The 16,778-nt window shown below is 52.0% G+C and carries 18 protein-coding genes and 1 pseudogene; 12 read left to right on the top strand and 7 right to left on the bottom strand.

The window, feature by feature from the left end; translation table 11 throughout:
• The 11 genes and pseudogenes from RT340_RS07270 to RT340_RS07320 form a co-directional block, all read left to right on the top strand.
• Positions 1 to 428 (top strand): annotated as a pseudogene (locus tag RT340_RS07270) (CheR family methyltransferase); the annotation flags it as partial.
• Positions 425 to 1,471 carry a chemotaxis response regulator protein-glutamate methylesterase gene (locus tag RT340_RS07275; protein WP_313375052.1) on the top strand — a complete coding sequence of 349 codons (1,047 nt, stop codon included), beginning with the start codon at positions 425 to 427 and terminating at the stop codon, positions 1,469 to 1,471. The pseudogene RT340_RS07270 and the gene RT340_RS07275, both read left to right, overlap by 4 nt.
• A 30-nt stretch (positions 1,472 to 1,501) precedes the next feature.
• A complete protein-coding gene (cheY, locus tag RT340_RS07280; protein WP_034826392.1) occupies positions 1,502 to 1,888 on the top strand; it encodes a chemotaxis response regulator CheY in 387 nt (128 codons plus the stop codon).
• Between the two features lie 5 nt (positions 1,889 to 1,893).
• The gene (gene cheZ / locus RT340_RS07285; RefSeq protein ID WP_034826394.1) at positions 1,894 to 2,532 is read left to right on the top strand and encodes a protein phosphatase CheZ; all 639 of its coding nucleotides are present in this window, start codon (positions 1,894 to 1,896) and stop codon (positions 2,530 to 2,532) included.
• A 6-nt stretch (positions 2,533 to 2,538) separates the two neighbouring features.
• Positions 2,539 to 3,690, top strand: coding sequence for a flagellar biosynthesis protein FlhB (gene flhB / locus RT340_RS07290; RefSeq protein WP_097118234.1), 1,152 nt, complete (start codon positions 2,539 to 2,541; stop codon positions 3,688 to 3,690).
• On the top strand, positions 3,683 to 5,770 hold the full coding sequence (flhA, locus tag RT340_RS07295; protein WP_211729341.1) for a flagellar biosynthesis protein FlhA: 2,088 nt from the start codon (positions 3,683 to 3,685) through the stop codon (positions 5,768 to 5,770). Before flhB ends, flhA begins: the two co-directional genes overlap by 8 nt.
• Positions 5,770 to 6,177, top strand: coding sequence for a flagellar protein FlhE (locus RT340_RS07300; protein WP_160833930.1), 408 nt, complete (start codon positions 5,770 to 5,772; stop codon positions 6,175 to 6,177). The genes flhA and RT340_RS07300 overlap by 1 nt, the downstream gene beginning before the upstream one ends.
• A 382-nt stretch (positions 6,178 to 6,559) precedes the next feature.
• The gene (locus RT340_RS07305) at positions 6,560 to 7,783 is read left to right on the top strand and encodes a tyrosine-type recombinase/integrase (RefSeq protein ID WP_313375057.1); all 1,224 of its coding nucleotides are present in this window, start codon (positions 6,560 to 6,562) and stop codon (positions 7,781 to 7,783) included.
• 54 nt (positions 7,784 to 7,837) lie between these two features.
• A complete protein-coding gene (locus tag RT340_RS07310) occupies positions 7,838 to 8,227 on the top strand; it encodes a hypothetical protein (RefSeq protein ID WP_313375059.1) in 390 nt (129 codons plus the stop codon).
• 243 nt (positions 8,228 to 8,470) lie between these two features.
• Positions 8,471 to 9,106 carry a DarT ssDNA thymidine ADP-ribosyltransferase family protein gene (locus RT340_RS07315; protein ID WP_313375061.1) on the top strand — a complete coding sequence of 212 codons (636 nt, stop codon included), beginning with the start codon at positions 8,471 to 8,473 and terminating at the stop codon, positions 9,104 to 9,106.
• A 9-nt stretch (positions 9,107 to 9,115) separates the two neighbouring features.
• Positions 9,116 to 9,823, top strand: a complete 708-nt coding sequence (locus tag RT340_RS07320) for a DUF6977 family protein (RefSeq protein WP_313375063.1) — start codon at positions 9,116 to 9,118, stop codon at positions 9,821 to 9,823.
• A 43-nt stretch (positions 9,824 to 9,866) separates the two neighbouring features.
• Here the strand turns inward: RT340_RS07320 and RT340_RS07325 are convergent, their stop codons facing one another.
• The 7 genes from RT340_RS07325 to RT340_RS07355 form a co-directional block, all read right to left on the bottom strand.
• Positions 9,867 to 10,076: a hypothetical protein gene (locus tag RT340_RS07325; RefSeq protein WP_313375065.1), complete on the bottom strand. Its 210-nt coding sequence runs from the start codon at positions 10,074 to 10,076 to the stop codon at positions 9,867 to 9,869.
• Between the two features lie 117 nt (positions 10,077 to 10,193).
• The gene (locus RT340_RS07330; protein WP_313375067.1) at positions 10,194 to 11,222 is read right to left on the bottom strand and encodes a major capsid protein; all 1,029 of its coding nucleotides are present in this window, start codon (positions 11,220 to 11,222) and stop codon (positions 10,194 to 10,196) included.
• Between the two features lie 19 nt (positions 11,223 to 11,241).
• Positions 11,242 to 11,586: a hypothetical protein gene (locus RT340_RS07335; RefSeq protein ID WP_313375069.1), complete on the bottom strand. Its 345-nt coding sequence runs from the start codon at positions 11,584 to 11,586 to the stop codon at positions 11,242 to 11,244.
• Positions 11,587 to 12,299: 713 nt separating this feature from the next.
• Positions 12,300 to 12,761 carry a hypothetical protein gene (locus RT340_RS07340; RefSeq protein WP_313375071.1) on the bottom strand — a complete coding sequence of 154 codons (462 nt, stop codon included), beginning with the start codon at positions 12,759 to 12,761 and terminating at the stop codon, positions 12,300 to 12,302.
• 190 nt (positions 12,762 to 12,951) lie between these two features.
• Positions 12,952 to 13,452 (bottom strand): hypothetical protein, encoded by a 501-nt coding sequence (locus RT340_RS07345; RefSeq protein WP_313375073.1) that lies wholly within the window; start codon positions 13,450 to 13,452, stop codon positions 12,952 to 12,954.
• Between the two features lie 7 nt (positions 13,453 to 13,459).
• On the bottom strand, positions 13,460 to 14,170 hold the full coding sequence (locus RT340_RS07350; protein WP_313375075.1) for a hypothetical protein: 711 nt from the start codon (positions 14,168 to 14,170) through the stop codon (positions 13,460 to 13,462).
• Between the two features lie 181 nt (positions 14,171 to 14,351).
• Positions 14,352 to 14,792, bottom strand: coding sequence for a hypothetical protein (locus tag RT340_RS07355; protein WP_313375077.1), 441 nt, complete (start codon positions 14,790 to 14,792; stop codon positions 14,352 to 14,354).
• A 770-nt stretch (positions 14,793 to 15,562) separates the two neighbouring features.
• Between RT340_RS07355 and RT340_RS07360 the strand changes: the two genes are divergently transcribed.
• Positions 15,563 to 15,949, top strand: a complete 387-nt coding sequence (locus RT340_RS07360) for a hypothetical protein (protein WP_313375079.1) — start codon at positions 15,563 to 15,565, stop codon at positions 15,947 to 15,949.
• Positions 15,950 to 16,778: the final 829 nt, after the last annotated feature.

Consider the following 16,778-nt stretch of genomic DNA (forward strand, 5'->3'; position numbering starts at 1 on the left):
GATTACGCTCCTGGGCGTCTGATATTGATACCAATGTGCTCGCCAAAGCGCATGCGTGAATCTATCGCTTTAGCGACATTCAAATGCTGAATCAGACTCAGAAACGCCTCTATTTTCTGCGCGGCAGTGGTCACAGTCGCGAGTACGTCAAAGTGAAACCCGCGCTGTTGGCGAACATCCATTATCAACAGATCAATCTGCTGGCGGACAGCTGGCCGCTGCCACAGCCTTTCGACGCAATTTTCTGTCGCAACGTGATGATCTATTTTGATTTTTCTACCCAGCTGCGGCTACTGGAGCGCTTCGCTCGTCTGCTTAAACCCGGCGGTTTGCTGTTTGTTGGCCACTCTGAACACTTCTCCCAGCCCACGCTGCCTCTACAGTTGCGTGGGCAATCAGTGTACGAACGGATGGAGGTTGCACCTTGAAGCGGATACGCGTGATGGCGGTGGATGATTCCACCTTAATGCGCAATATGCTCAGCGCCATCGTCAATCAGCAGGCCGATATGGAGATGGTGGCTACGGCACCCGATCCGCTGATCGCCCGTGACCTGATTAAACAACTCAACCCGGATGTGCTGACGCTGGATATTGATATGCCGCGCATGGAAGGGCTGGAGTTTCTGAGCCGACTGATGCGGCTGCGGCCCATGCCAGTGATCATGATCTCCAGCATGACCACGCGCGGATCCAGCGCCACGCTCAATGCATTGGAACAGGGCGCGGTGGATTTTATCCCTAAACCCGGTAACCAGATGCCCGGCGATCTGGCGGCATGGGGCGCGCTGCTGGCAGACAAAATTCGTGGAGCCGCCAAAGCCAATCCCAATCGCTATCGGCTCAACGCTGCCTCCGGTGCGCTACTGGCTGGCATCAAGACCGATGCCTCGCAAATTATCGCCATTGGTTCGTCTACAGGCGGCACCGAAGCGCTGCGCCGGGTGCTGACACAGATGCCGTTAAGCAGTCCCGGCATCGTCATCGCCCAACATATGCCTGCCGGTTTTACCCGCTCCTTCGCCCAACGCATGGACTCACTGTGCCAGATTTCGGTACGTGAAGCCGAACACGGTGAACCGCTGTTGCCGGGCAATGCCCTGATTGCGCCGGGCGATCGTCATCTGGAGATCGTGCGCCTCAGCCGGGGTTACGAAGTGCAGATCAGCGACAACGCGCCGGTCAATCGCCATCGCCCGTCGGTGGATGTGCTTTTCCATTCCGTGGCGCAGCAGGCAGGCAAACTCGCCAGCGCTGCCATCCTCACCGGTATGGGCAACGATGGCGCACGCGGCCTGCTAACGCTGCGGCAGGCCGGTGCCTGGACGCTGGCGCAGGACGAAGCCAGTTGTGTGGTGTTCGGCATGCCGCGCGAAGCCATTGCGCTGAACGGTGCCTGTGAGGTGGTGGATTTGGATCAGGTCGGCCAGCGTTTACTCGACGGTTTCAGCAACAACCTACAACGCAAATAAATGGATTAACCGGTTCAGGAGAACATTGAGATGTCAGATAAAAACCTGCGTTTTCTGGTGGTAGATGACTTTGCCACTATGCGACGCATCGTGCGTAACCTGCTGCAGGACCTCGGCTATCAAAATATTGAAGAGGCGGAGGATGGTCAGGATGCGCTGAATAAACTGCGTGCCGCCACGTTCGATTTCGTGGTCAGCGACTGGAATATGCCCAATCTCGACGGGCTGGAACTATTGAAGGCCATTCGCAGCGATGCCGCCATGGCCAAACTACCGGTGCTGATGGTCACGGCCGAAGCCAAGCGCGAGAACATTATTGCCGCCGCACAGGCGGGCGCGAACGGCTATATCGTCAAGCCCTTCACGGCTGCCACGCTGGAAGAGAAGCTCGGCAAAATCTTTGAAAAACTGGGGTAATCAGCATGAACTCACCCACGGATATGCCGAGTGAAAACCCGAAAGATCTGTTTATACGTATCGGGCATCTCACACGCCTGCTGCGTAACAGCATGGCTAATCTGGGTCTGGAGCAGACCATCTTTGAGGTGGCCGATGCGTTTCCCAATACGCGTGACCGCCTGCGTTACGTGGTGAGTAAAACCTCGCAGGCGGCCGATCGCGCCCTGACCAGCGTCGAGGCCGCGCGCCCGCTACAGCTGGCTTTGAGCGATGACGCCAGCGCACTGAGCGATCGCTGGGATCGCTGGTTTGCCGATCCGCAACCGCTGGATCAGGCGCGCGAGCTGGTGCACGACACCCGCGCTTATCTGCAAAGGGTGCCTGATTTAACCCAACAGACCAATGACGAACTCACCGAGATCATGATGGCGCAGGATTTTCAGGATCTCACCGGCCAGGTGCTGAACAGCCTGATGCAGGTGATCGATACCGTGGAGCGCGAGCTGATCAGCGTGTTAGTCGAGAACATGGGCGATCGTGATGCGCCTGAGGATCCGAGCGAAGTGCAGTTGAAGAACGGGCCGCAAGTCGATCCCCACGCTCAGGGGATCGCCGCTTCACAAGAGCAGGTGGATGATCTGCTGGACTCGCTGGGTTTCTGATGCGTCATGGCTGAAGAGAGCGACAACGAGAAGACCGAGGATCCCACACCCGAACGCATTAAAAAGTCACGGGAAGAGGGACAGGTTCCGCGATCGCGCGAACTGACCACGCTGGCCATGCTGCTGGTGGGTTGGGGATTGATGGCGATCGGTGGCAGTCAGCTGGCGCGAAAGCTGCAGCAGTTGATGCACAACGGACTGGCGTTTGATCGCCTGCTGGTGCGCGATCCGCAGCATATGCTGGATCAGGCCGCATCCTTACTGGGGATCGCTATGCTGGCGCTGTTGCCGCTGGTCGGCGGGTTGTATCTCACCGCGCTGACGGCGCCGGCAATCATCGGTGGCCTCAACCTCAGCGGCAAGGCGATCAAGTTCAATCCCAAAAAGCTCAACCCGCTGTCGGGCCTCAAACGTCTGTTCTCTTCACAGATGCTGTCCGAGATGGTGAAAGCGATCCTTAAAGTCTTACTGGCGGCGACCGGCGGCGGTCTGTTCCTGATGCTGAATAAAAGCCAGTTGGTCGCGTTGATGTTTGAACCCCTCAACATGGCGCTTAACGATATCAGTCAGTTACTGATGCTGTGCATGCTGATCATCATCCTGTCGCTGATCCCGATGGTGATTTTCGATGTGGTGTATCAGCTGTGGAGCAACTGGAAAAAGCTGCGTATGAGCCGTCAGGACGTGAAAGATGAGTTCAAAAAACAGGAAGGCGATCCGCTGCTGAAAGGCCGTATTCGCCAGTTGCAGCGCCAGATGGCGCAGCAACGACAAATGGCTGCCGTGCCTGACGCCGATGTGGTGGTGAATAACCCAACGCACTACTCGGTGGCGCTCAAATATCAGGAAGGCAGCATGGGCGCGCCGGTGGTGGTGGCGAAAGGCAGCGGCCTGATTGCCCTGCGCATCCGCGAACTCGCCGCTGAGAACCGCATCCCGATGCTGGATGCTCCACCACTGGCACGCGCCTTGTATCGCCATTGCGAGACCGGCGCCCCCGTGCCAACCGAACTGTATAACGCCGTGGCGGAAGTGCTGGCGTGGGTTTACGGCCTGCGCCGCTGGCGCAAAGGCTACGGCAACCCACCGTCACGCCCGATGAATTTGCCGGTCCCGGAAAAACTGGATTTTGCCCAAGAGAGTGAGAGTGATGGCTAATATCGCCACAAAATTACGTTTGCCGACGCTGAAAGAGACACAGTGGCAGGTGCTGGCCGGGCCGGTGTTGATCATGACCATCCTCGCGATGATGATCCTGCCGCTGCCGACCTTCGTGCTGGATCTGCTGTTTACCTTCAATATCGTACTGTCGATCATGATCCTGCTGGTGGCGATGTTTACGCAGAAGACGCTGGAGTTCTCGGCGTTTCCCACCGTGCTGCTGTTCTCCACCCTGCTGCGCCTGGCGCTGAATGTCGCCTCGACGCGCGTGATTCTGATGCAAGGCCACACCGGCTCAGATGCGGCGGGCCAGGTGGTGGAAGCCTTTGGTCATTTCCTGGTGGGCGGCAATTTCGCCATTGGCATTATCGTTTTTATCATATTGATTATTATCAACTTTATGGTGATTACCAAAGGCGCCGGACGTATCGCTGAAGTCGGCGCGCGTTTCACACTGGATGGCATGCCCGGCAAACAGATGGCGATCGACGCCGATCTTAACGCCGGTTTGATCGGCGAAGACGAAGCCAAGCGCCGTCGCAAAGAGGTGACGCAGGAAGCGGACTTTTATGGATCGATGGACGGTGCCAGTAAATTTGTGCGCGGCGATGCGATTGCCGGACTGATGATCATGGCGATCAACATTATTGGCGGCTTGATCATCGGCGTGATGCAGCATGACATGACCATGGGCGGGGCGGGTGAGACTTACACGCTGTTGACCATTGGCGATGGCCTGGTGGCACAGATTCCAGGGCTGGTGATCTCCACCGCAGCGGGCGTGGTCGTCACGCGCGTGGTCAACGATCAGGATGTGGGCGAGCAGATGGTGGGCCAGCTATTTACCTCTCCGCGCGTGCTGACGCTGGCCGCCGTGGTGATTGGCTTGCTCGGGTTGATTCCCGGCATGCCGAACATCGTTTTCCTGCTGTTTACCGCCCTGTTGCTCGGATTAGCCTGGTGGCTGCGCGGCCGCGCCCTGCAGCAACCGGCAGCCGGTGCTTCGCCCGTGACGCGGGCAGAGAGCGAGGCTGCGCAGGTCAACGAAGCGAGCTGGGCTGATGTTCAGCTGGAAGATGAGCTTGGACTGGAAGTCGGTTATCGCCTGATCCCGATGGTCGATCATGAGCAGCAAGGCCAGTTGCTGACGCGCGTGCGCGGTATCCGCAAAAAATTCGCCCAGCAGATGGGCTTCTTACCCCCTGCAGTGCATATCCGTGACAACCTTGATTTGCCGCCAACTCGCTATCGCATTTTGCTCAAAGGCGTTGAGATCGGCCACGGCGAGATCCAGCCCGACCGCTGGATGGCGATCGATCCCGGCTGCGCCGAAGGTGAGATTCCCGGCACGCCGTGCATCGAGCCCACCTTTGGCCTGCCCGCGTTGTGGATCGACGAGGTGCAGCGCGAACTGGCGCAAACGCTGGGCTATACCGTGGTCGACCCGAGTTCCGTGGTCGCCACCCATCTTAATCATCTGATCTCGACCCATACCGAAGAGCTATTTGGCCGTCAGGAAGCGCAGCAGTTGCTGGACCAGCTCAGCAAACATGCCCCGAAACTGGTGGAGGATCTGATCCCCGCCGTCATCAGCCTGACCTTGCTGCACAAGGTGTTGCAGAACCTGTTGGCAGAGCGCGTGCCGATCCGCGATATGCGCACCATTATCGACACGCTGGCGGAGTTTGCTACGGCCAGCAGCGATGCCGATGAACTTACTGCCCGCGTGCGAGCACGTCTGGCGCGCGCCATTACACAGCAGTGGTTCCCCGGCGAGGAGGACATTCAGGTCATTGGGCTGGATGTGTCACTGGAGCAGCTGCTGGTACAGGCCACGCAAAGCGGCAGCGCCATTGAGCCGGGCATTGCCGAGAGCCTGATGAAACAGACCGAACAAGCGCTGATGCATCAGGAAGGATTAGGTGCGCCGCCAGTGCTGCTGGTGAATCCGGCGCTGCGCCTGATGCTGTCGCGCTATCTGCGCCGCATGTTCCCGCAGATGGCGGTGCTCTCCAGCCAGGAGATCAGCAGCCAGCGCAACGTGCGGATGACGTGGCTGATTGGGGGGAAAAGCTGATGCGATGCTGGATGTGGTTTGGGCTGCTGTTATTCTCGCCGCTGGCGCTGGCTGCGGAAGGATCATGGAGCAGCCAGAGCTTTGGCGGCGTGATCACTCAGGGTAAACAAGTGTTTAAAAGCCGTCCGGTACAGCCTGTCGTGCCACCTCCTGCGGGCGCGATGGCCAGGCATCTGGCATGGCGCATCGCCGTCGATGGGCCCGTACCCATGGGGTTTCAGGTACAGGTCTGCGGTGGCGGTCGCTGCGTGAAGCTGCCGGGATTGCGTGGAGAGATGGCCCTGCCGCATGGCTTCCCGGCTGGCGGACCGTTGTGGTTTGAGTATTTTTCAGCGGTGCGCGGCACGATAGCGCCAGCGGTAACGGTGTTGAGTAATCAGGTGACGGTGGGGTATTGGGTGCGGTGAAATCGATGCTAACTATCTGAGTAAAATAATTTAAATCATCTGAGATATTACTGTTTAAGGCTCATACCTTCCATATGAATCAACAATAAAAGAAACATTGAGTTATATGTTTTCGTTACAGGATTATTGAAGATTTTTTCGTTTAGAGGGAGTGTGTATTAGTGAATTTCAGACACAAAAAAAGCCGCTCGTAAGCGACTTAATTTTGCATCAATCGATGGTGCCGAAGGTCGGACTCGAACCGACATGTATCTCTACGGTTGATTTTGAATCAACTGCGTCTAACAACTTATTGATAAACCACAATAAGCTGTCTTCCACCAGATGGTGTTCAGCACCAATTTCGCCATGAAATTGCCCCGACAATTTAGCCGGGGTTTCTATGATTTACAAGAGAGATCGTTATTTGATCTTAGATCCATGCGGAGTGTATCTCGTAAGGATCGCCATCCCTGAATACATGAGGGGCTACTTTTGCGGAAAACGTAACTTCCTCAAGAGCACAGGATCACGCGACATCCGTCAGGCGCGGTTATTTCGTGATGCCATTGCGGTTGAGTTCGCAAGATTACGTGAACAGTTAATGCCACAGCCCAGTGGATCAAAAGTTGAAATAATAATCAACGACCTACGCCGGATAGGTAGTTTTGCAAAAGCCAACCCGCCACAGTTGGGTTCACCATCGCAGGCTTGCCCTTCTCTGCTGCAAATGCGTGATCTCTACTTGCTTCAGTTTGGCGATAAACGCAAGTTAACCACCCTTTCCAAGACTAACAAAGCCGTTGAGCAGATTTTGATCCACTTGAAGAGGCGAGATGTTCAACTCCATGAGATTAACAGGACAGTGGTTACGGGCTGGCTAGATAAGTTGAAGAAGGATAAAGCGCTACAGACGATTCAAAATTACATTAGCTCATTGGCTCAGATATGGGATTTGGCTCGAAACCGTTATCACGATGCACCTCAGGATAACCCTTGGCGGGGACACGGGTTGGAAGCAAAAAGCAGCAAAGTAAGTTACGAGGCTTTTACCCATGTAGAACTAGCACAGGTCTTCGCTGCACTGGAAGGTGACACAGAGATGCAAGCGGTGACGCTGATTGGGATGTACAGCGGCATGAGGCTGAATGAAATTTGCTCTATACGAGTTGGCAACATTCGTAGAATCGAGGAGGTTCTTTGCTTCGAGGTGTTAGAAGGCAAGACGAAATCAGCTACGCGTATCATTCCGGTTCACTCTCGCATTACTCAACTGGTGGAAAGTCTTATCCATAATCCACACAACGGCTTTCTTTTCTATCACGCCTCCATCACTGAACGTGCAGATGGTAAGCGCTCAACTTGGCACACACAACGTTTCACAAGAGCTAAGCGGCAGGCCTTAGGTAAATCAGGAACAGAGCGGAAAGTATTCCATAGCCTTCGCCATGACTTTGCACAGCAGCTTGATCGAAACCAAGTACCCGAAGACAGGATAGCCATGTTAATGGGACATGAGCGAGGGAAGACTGAGAGTTTTAAAACCTACTCAAGAAATTCCGCTACTGCGGCGGAGCTTTCTCAATATATCGAGCACATCCATTTTGCTCAGTTTGAAGATTTCTAACCTTCCGATCTCGGAAGCCGAGAACGCTTACTCAACCATTGAAGGGAATTAAATATGGCTTTAAAGAAGTGTCGTGAATGCAGTGGCAAAGTATCTTCATCAGCTAAAACCTGCCCACATTGTGGCGTCAAATCGCCTTATGCATCCCCGAGGGGTTGCTTAACCTTTCTGTTGTTTGTCGGAATCGTCGCGTTTTTTGCAATGAATGACAAGAATGATAAGAAGGCCGATCCTGAATATGCAACAACCAAGCTAACACCTCAAGAACAGCAGGACGCTAAGGATTTCTCTCAAATGCTCATACAAGCCAAAGGCTACCAATGTAACAAAGTTGATGACTTAATACCTGCCCCATTCGGCGGGAAAGTTACGGTGTTCTGCGACGGCATTTACGATTACACCATCAGTGATGAAGGTGGAAAGCACGTAGTGACAGTGAACTGAAATTTTTCTTGCCGGGTATAAACCCGGCAAGACGATATAGAAATGGTGAACAAAAAATGCAACTCCTAAACAATTGATGTCAGAGTTATCATTTAGACCTAAGTCAACTTACAAGAGCAAAAAACCAACAATCACATTAATAACATAAGAAAATTCTCATTTCTCAAAGTAAGCTCGTAAGTACTTTTTATCCCCCTGAAACTCAAATAAATTATAAGAAAATATAATCATTCAGGGGTTAAGATGACACTTCGTAATCAAAGAATTCAACAACTCGTTGCTCAGCGTGAAATCACTCAATTAATCCATTTTACCCGTGTTGAAAACTTAGCGAGCATCATTAATCATGGAATAATCCCAGTAGATTCGGCTATAGCTGCAAAACTTGCTCCTGCAGTAAATGATCTTGATCGACTGGATGGCTATCGCAATGCGTCATGTATCTCAATATCTCTGACAAATCACCGTATGTTTTGGAAGTATCGCCAAGAAAATCCAACAGTGGATTGGGTTGTTTTAGGTATACGCCCCTCTGTACTATGGGAAAAAAATTGTGCATTTTGTCGTCACAATGCTGCCGATGGGAGAATCACCAGCCAGCAACTTCAACAGTTAACAACGGTAGAATCTCTAATAGGAATGTTTGATGAAATTGATGGCGTCACACCACGCTCTGAGCAACGCCTTCTTCCACATGACACTACTGACTCTCAGGCTGAGGTGTTAGTATTTGATACAATTGAACCGGAATATATTTTTGCGGCTGCTTTTAACAAGCAGACAACCTTTGACTCGTATGGCGGGTTACTTGGGGACAGGAAGAAAAAGCTGGTTGGTTCACAAGCTGGAGTTTTTGCCACCCGTTCGTACCTGCGCTAAGGCTTATTAATGGCACAAAGACCTGTATATGTCCCTTTGAACGAAAGGTCATTATTCGTTAAAACCCAACCAATTGAATTTACATGGTTTCCGGGAATGTCTGTCTCTCAGAAACAAAAGTCAATTGACTCATTGCATGAAGCTGCTCAGAAAAGCTTACCCCATGTAACTAAAATATTGGAAATCTCAAGCAAGTCGAGGGACAGCTTAGGCGTAGCGTTAAGCGCGTTCAATCTTTCATTTACTACGCTGAAACAACAACGAACACTTACCATTGAGTGTGCCTTCCAGGGCAGCAAGGTTTTTCAACGGGGCGGTCCATTTACAGATATGTTCGAAATGACTCCCCGTGAAGCGAAGAAGGATAAGCGGCTCTTAACTTCTGGACGATTAACCAGCTTTAAGTTTTTTGGCACTGAGTGGGAACTTGAACCACAGACTGCTTTCTACGATTGGCTTTATATCAGTGCACTGCGAAAACAGAAGGAACTTGCAGATCAGGTAGTCGCTTACTCTGCCTTTACTGACATAGAGTTTAACCCTGAACGCTCAATCAACTGCCAAGCATATTCTGCCGCATTATATGTGTCCTTACATAACCTGGGGATACTTGATGATGCTATCTCGTCGAAGGAACGTTTCCTACAAACAATAGCGAGTGCGAAGATCAGCAACGCCCGTCAAGACGATGCCGGGCAGCCGGGTTTTGGATTTTAATACAGTGTAAAAGAAAAAAAACCGGGCGGTTTCCCGTCCGGCTTTAAGTGTTCAGCTTCTTCATTCGCTTCGCGATGGCTGCTTCTCGAAGCGCTGTTTCCAGTCCTTTAGCCTGGATATGGTCAAACAGCGTTGTTCGTTTCATGCCCAGAAAACGCGCCAGAGCCGAAAGATTGATGATCGAATCGTCGTCATCTTTGAGCGGCACAGTCAGGACTGGCACTGAGCCAGCACCCAGCAATTGCATTCTCATTTATTAATCTCCTTTCCTTTGCCTCGCCACCTCGATGGCGGAGCCTTTCCCACTGCATCAGCAGCGGGGGGCAAATCATGCCCCCAATATCTGCAATACGGTGTCCGCTTTCGCGTCTTACGCTGCCTGATTCGTCAGTTTGGTAACGAAATCCGGGCGGTAAACCACTGGCAGGATGCTCGATTCTGCGAACAGTTCCACGTTGCGGAGCTTGTCCTGATGGCTGTAAATGCGGAAATCTACAGGTTCAGCGAACGCCAAGTCGAGATTTCGGCTTGTCGCGCTGGCAATATAGCCCAGTGGCAGCGCAATGTCTGAGGACAGTGGCTTGCTGAACTTCGGCACTAAGAAAGCCTGATCTGCGCCAACGCCATAAAGTGGATCGGTCACTTCCACCACGCGGACATTGTCCAGCAGGAAGGTAGAGAAAGCTGGAAGCACTTCTTTATTGAACAGCACTTCACGATCTAAAACACCGTACTGAATGCTCTGGCGAATGTCAGGGTGATATTTAATTCCACGCGCCACCGCTGAACCAGCGAACAAGATGAAGCCATCCAGTTGACCAGCAAGGCCGCCCATGCGGAGCTTAGTTGCGCTCACAGCGTCATCAATGGAACGAAGCGGGTCTAATGCCACACCTGTTTCAATTGTTCCGGTCGCCTGTTCGTAGCCAAATTCCTCTGCCCAATCGATCAGCGGTTGTTGGGTAAACTCCGCTTCGACTGTGTTACGGAACAAGGCATCAGCGAACATCTTTTCACGAGTACGCATGTACTTGTCATACATCGCCAGGCTTGAGGCGGTGACCGCGTCCACAATCGACATTTGCAGATCACTATTTAATCGTCTGTAGGGTTGGACGTCTGCCGCCGTAATTCGGTCAGAATAGGCATGTAGGGGACTCTCAATCAGATGGTTGGAGCTTTGACGCTTAGCTGTGGCAGTCCATTCGGAGCCATAACGGTTAACTGATTTGCTCACCTTCTGTGCGACTTCGTCCAACACATCTAAGGAGACCTTTGGACTCATTGACGTTTGACGGTCAGCGAACACATTCAGTGTGGTAAGTAAGGTGTTCTTAGCTGGCAGGTTGGTGAAGGTTGCTGTGTGGTCGGTGTAACTAAAGTCTACGGATAAACTCATTTCTTTATCTCCTTGATTATTATTCTGCGTCCGGTGCAGTCACGCGGATGTTGCCATTAGCGGTAAGTGCAGCAATTGCGGCAGCGCCTACAGTTGCGCCATTCACGGCGATGATTGTTGCGGGTTTCACGTAGATCAAACGGTCAGCGACAATGACAGGCACGTCAGAGCCAGCACGAGCGGCAGATAAAGCCAGCAGGCAATCAGATCCAGATACGTAGGCAGCGCCAGCGCTTGTTACTGCCTGGCCCGGAACCACGTCCACACTCAGTGTGGCGAATGTGATTGTTTTACGGTCAAAGTTTGGATCGGCAGCATATGCCACAACATCGTTGTAGCTTGTTGGGGAATTTCCCATTTTCATGTTTTGTCTCCATCAGGGGTTATATTCGCGGCTGATATGCCGCTGTTATCGTCTGCATTCGCTGTCCGACAGTTTTGCCGGATGCAGGCAGCACTAAAGCCCGATGCGGTACGATCCGCTTTCAGGCTGAGGAGTAGCGAGGGAGAGCTTTAAGCTGTGTGCATGGCGCTTTGTGCATGATGCAAGGCGCGTGCAGGGCTTGATCCATCAGATAAAAAGCACACCGAAACCGGAAACGGCTGAGGAGGTCGAATCCGGCACGGTGGCGGCAACAACGTGGAAACGTTTTTTCCTGACGGAGGGGCAGAAAGAGGGAGCAGCAGCACGGTAATCCGGGATGAAGGCCCATAAACGCGCTGTGCTCGATGCCGTCAACGCTGGCAAGCGACCGGGGAGAAATCCGGGTTTGGCAAACCCATGGCGGCAAGGTTAGTCGCGCTCATGGATAATTCTGTTTGATTTCGGTAAGGCTGAGAGAGGCGAGAAGCATTTACCTTTCTTCTGCACCTTCACTGGAGGCACAGAAGAAAAGCGCCTGGGTGAGCAGGCGGCTTTATATTTCGTAAGGAGAATACAAGCAGGCAAATAATTGGCTGTAATTCGCGCAATGCTTGACTCTATAAAATATTTTATCACCTAACTATAACTTTTGCAATAGTTATCCGATAAATTTTTCGCCTGCTAATAATCACTCTGATTTGGTGGCTGAGCCATCACGCTGGAAAGGCATATCCCAGACGTTTTAGCGCAGCGAGCAGTTCCGCCGATGCATTCTCTAAAGCCGCCTTGTTCACCTGCAAGCTGATCATTCCAGGCTTGCCAGCCTTCATCAGTAATGAGTCCGGGCGTAGGTTGGCGCTGTAGCCCTGCGATTCATGACAGAGGGCGATCCCCTTCTCTTTGATGCGCTTGCCACGCTGTGCAGTTGGGGCGGTTGCGGATACCGCTGCGCTTCCAGTCGCCGTGGTGGTCACTACGGAACCTTGAGATAAGAAGCTGTTAACCGCCGCTGTTAACGTGTCCTGAGCTTGCTGAGAAGCCTTGCGGAGTTCTTCCGGGCTGCTCGATGCATCGATCTTGCTGGCGTTCGCTGTGTTGCTGGCTGCGTTGCTGTGCGCTTTTTGCATTGATTGCAGAATTTCGGCGCGGATGTCTTCCAGTGCTTTGATTTTCATTGTTTTTATTCCAAAGGTTTTAACGTGGGTACGGTGCTGCGTGTAACGCGGCTCAACCGCTTCCGGGCGATATGCCACGCATAGCGAAGCGCAAGCCAGATAAGCGGCCAGGGTGTGTTTATCAAGGTCTGGATCGGTGTTTCTTTCATGAGTCACGGAGGCGCGACATTTAAAGCAAGCTGGAAGGCGATCAGTGGGTTCTGTGGGTTCTGATTTCGTTTTGCTTTATTTTGCTGGCGTGATGCGCAAGTGTTTTGCGGTATTCCTTCATCATTGTGTGAGAAGAATCCGGGAGTCTCTTTCGTATTTCATCACTGGGAAGGTGAGCCTTTTCAAGAAACTTGATCACCGTGAACAATGGAAGATCCAACACATCAGCGATGGCGACCAGGTCAGCGCCAGATTGAAAATACTGGAATGCTAAGCGCTGCGATGTGAATGCATTACGTTCGGTGATTTGTCTTGAGCGCGGATTCCAGCTTTCAGAGTGCAGTCTTTTAACGAACTCTGTATCCAGGCGGAGATAACAGGCAACACGTCCGGGAGTCCATCCCAGTACGAGCAACGATTTCGCCTTTTTAACGATGCTTTCATCGTACTTGCGGTACTTGAGCTTACTTGAATGTAAGGCTGACTGGTGCGGTTGGTTTACATTCTGTGTGGCGGTCAGCGCCTTGTGTTTATCACTCAATGTGTCCTCACGTTAAAAAATTAGCGTCTTCGTTAGGTTCTTCGTCGTGTACCGGTTCTGATGTGCCTTTCGGTAACAGATGCGGTGGAACATGCCAGGATTGAGCCTCACCCATGTATTGTTCTTTGGTGCGAACAGGGACGCCGTCTCGCTCATCCTGGGCCTGACGTGCTAACCAGTAAACATAACGGAAATTCTTTAACGTACCGTCACCATAACGGTTTGCATCTGTCAGCTTGATGAAAGCCTCAGTGACAACGCCATTAGAATCGAAGAATTCGATGTTTGCTGGATTGTTCTCTGGCGTATCGCTCTCGGTTTCGGTAACCGGTTTATTAGGGACTACATCCGGGCTAACTACTTCGGCGCTGGTTTGTGCCGGAGTTTTCACAGCTTCATCATCAATGAACACCATCAGTGATGCGTCCAATGTAGGACTAATTTTGCTCGTGCTTCCCGTTTGAGTCTCACGCCTGATCATTCCTGCTTCTTCCATCTTCTTCAAAAGAGCACGGGTCGGGTTATCGCTGCGACCAATCCGTTTGCCGATGGTCGGAACTGATTCATAGTACGTTTTTGTTTCTCTGTCATAGCTGATTGCCAGTGACAGGATCACTTTCATCGCTGCATCAACTTCCACGCCGTTGTACTCAACCAGATCAAGTAGGTTGTACTCAATCTTGATGAATTCGCCTTTATCTCTGTTTTGCTTGCTCACTGTTATTTTCTCCTTCGTGATGTTTCCCCATGCCGGGTAATGGCAATCCGTTATCGAATCGCGTTGCAACGGCGCTCAGCACGTCGCGGATCAATCGTGGAACCGTGGTTCCCTGTCGCTTGGCCTCTGCTAATAGGCCGCTGTAAACGTGGTCTGGAAGCTTGATGCTCAGTGACATTTATCAGCCCTCGCGGTTGTTGGTCAGCAGTCCCGGAACTGGTTTTCCGGTTAACTCTTCCAGTTGGGTAGCAGACTCGATCACTTTCAGCATCAGAATCTGGCTCGGCATCAACAACAGGGATGAATTTTTTACGTGGTACTCGCGCCAGGCTGAAAGAATCGGAGAGAGGATATCTTCCACCGTCTCACCTGCTGCAAGCCGTGCGTTATACGGCGCAAGCGTGGCGCGGATAGCATCAGCTTTGCGCTTTTGCTGCTTCATGTCTTTCAGGAGGTTTAAGGCTTCGCGGGTATTCGGGTAGAGCTTGTCGGCTTTCGCTGCACCGCCTGCACGGTCTCGGAATCCGTTGAGGCTTTTCATAGTGGTGATGCGGTTCATGATTGCATCTACGATTGTGGCGGCGTCAGTTGTTGCAAAATCGATCTTGGCGGTTTTTGTCATTCAGTCCTCATAGGTTAGGTGGCATTGGTCTGTCTCATGTCATCGGTGTTAATCCGGGTCATCTTATATCTTGCCATAAGGGCAAGCATTTGTCAAGTAGATTTACCTTTATAAGATTAAAAATTGGGTACTGTTTTAAGTCAAGCTACAGGGTTCAGCAAACATTGTCAACACTGAATTTAAGGCACGCAGGAGGCGCGTGAGGCGATTTAAATTCAAAAGACATGGAAATGCATTGCGAGACGTTATTTGCGCTTAGAATTGATTTCAGGGGGTTTTTGGTTGAGGTGTGCGCCCGGCGTCTGACTCTCGGGTTACACCCTCGTGACAATTTCCCAAAGTTGCTGACGCGCTGGCGCTTGTCTGCCCAAAAAGGTGGCTGCTCAACCTGTGGTTGATGCGCCCGAGTGCCGTAGGCAGATCCACACCTGAAGTGGCGACAGCTTCCCGGACAGGGAAGTAATGAGCCACGGAAGGCAGATCATCCAGGCGTAGCGGTGAGCGTCTGCGAACAGAGTTATCAATACACTGACTCGCCAGTCAGATCCCCTAAGAAGATCTTTAAGTCTTTTCTTTATTTTTATTCTTAATCTTATTTAATTCTTATAGTCCTCCATTTCAGAGGGGGAGTACCTCTATTTTAGTGGGGGTGTACCTCTATTTTGGAGGGGGTTGGGTGTTCTTGACCTGGACGCGTACCCATCAACTGGATTACCGTTAAAGCCAGCCAACAGCCAACTAACTCCGCTAATGAACGTGAGGGAATTGACATGGATATTATCCAGGGTAAGGAAGCATTTAACGAGATGGCAACGGGCGTTATGGTGAAGCTGTTCACGGACTATCCGACACACACGACCTTCGAGTTCTCCGATCTGGGATGGAGTCCGCGCAAACCAAATCGCCAGGTTGATCTGCTGATTGATACTCTGAACAGCCTCGAAGAATTGGGACACGTCAAAATCTTATCCCGCACCGATATGGACTACACCGCGAAGTTGTCACCGTCAGGATTAAGCATCCTCAATCGCCAGGCGCTAGGCTCAAAAGAAACCGTCATCAACGTTCTTAACGCTGTGGCAGGTGAAGCCAGGGGAGCGGCTATCAGCTCTATGGTAGGCGCTGCGATTAACCGGATTTTCAGCGGTGGTAAATAGCATTTAATTCCGATCAAATAGCGGTTAAATGGGCTGGACAGGCAGAGAAAAGCGCTCTTTCCAGCTATCCCGGCATGTGTCAGACCATGCGCCCGGCTCGCTGCCTATAGTGAACATCGCCAACTAAAGCCGCCAGAAATAATCAAAAACAGGCCTGGAACCCGCCCCAGCAAAGGAAGCGTTAAAACTATCGCCATGCAATGAAAACATTAAATCAATGGTAATTGTGGGCGGTGTTAGACCGGGGGCGATTCTCGCATCCCAGGTTGAATTACGCTAAGCACGAAAAAATTTTTTCTGGCTAAAAACCCCTTCACCTGACGGCCTGCCAGCCACACAGACGCGTGTTGATTTCGCCGGGTGCATTGCCTTGGATTGTTGGTGAACGCCTCGTTACGGTGGCTTAGATTAAGCCTGACGGCCTATGATGATGGTGTCTGGAGTGTTCACCGTTGTTGGCGGCACTCTGCATTGATGGAAGCGCCCGGAAACGGCGAACCGCGAAGATTGCGACGACATACCGCACAACCGATCACCGAAATGACCAGCAGCCGAACCGCGAACCGTCGATCACTGAGTCGGTGACTTCATGCAGCCGCTGCCGGAAGGTAAAGTGATGGAAATGTGCGGCCTTTTGCCTGGCGTCAGCCAATGGGCTGAAACCCGATATTCTTTGCATTGCGCCGGAAGTCATGCAAAATTACTGAACAGGTTATCTTGTCAGCAAAGTGGCGTTATCAGTGGCGATCAGGTGTGGAAACATGCGTCATCGTGTCGCCGCCTCCTGAAACGAACGCACACGCAAAACCACAATTTTTGTGTGGTTCTT

The organism is Pantoea sp. CTOTU50773 (assembly GCF_032082325.1).
GTDB classification, from domain to species: Bacteria; Pseudomonadota; Gammaproteobacteria; order Enterobacterales; family Enterobacteriaceae; genus Pantoea; species Pantoea communis.